This window comes from Curtobacterium sp. P97, from assembly GCF_023712445.1.
In the GTDB taxonomy this organism is placed as follows: Bacteria; Actinomycetota; Actinomycetes; order Actinomycetales; family Microbacteriaceae; genus Curtobacterium.
Map to the genome: position 1 here is coordinate 1 of NZ_JAMAYF010000097.1, position 462 is coordinate 462.

Annotated in this window: 1 protein-coding gene; it reads left to right on the plus strand. The window is 76.8% G+C overall.

Annotated elements, in window-relative coordinates; genetic code table 11:
* Positions 1-35 precede the first annotated feature (35 nt).
* The coding region (locus tag M3677_RS17135; RefSeq protein ID WP_251161155.1) for a protein phosphatase 2C domain-containing protein at positions 36-462 on the plus strand (427 nt) is incomplete at its 3' end.

A 462-nucleotide genomic window follows, 5' to 3' on the forward strand; every position in this document is an offset into this window, starting at 1 on the left:
CAGCAACGGTTCGTCGAGGTCGTGCGGGGGTGGGTGTGGCGCTGTCCCTGCACGCGGCTGCCCGCTCGCACACCGGCCCCCGGCCGGACAACCAGGACTCGGGCCTGGTCTCCCCGGCACTGGTCGCGGTCGCCGACGGCGTGGGCGGCAACGTCGGCGGGGCGGTCGCGTCGTCGCTGGTGATCAGCTGGCTGGCCCCCGCCGGCCGGGGCCTCGACGCCGAGCAGCCCGACGGCGGGCTGGCGGTGCTGGTGGCGGCGGCCACCGAGCGCATCCGCACCGCCGTCGGGCACCGGCCCCGGCTCGAGGGCATGGCCACCACCCTGTGCGGCATCGGCGTGCTCGGCGACGCCGCGGTGCTGATCCACATCGGCGACTCGCGGGCCTACCGCTGGCGGGCCCCCGAGCTGGTGCAGCTGACGCGCGACCACACCCTGGTGCAGGCCCTGATCGACCAGGGGT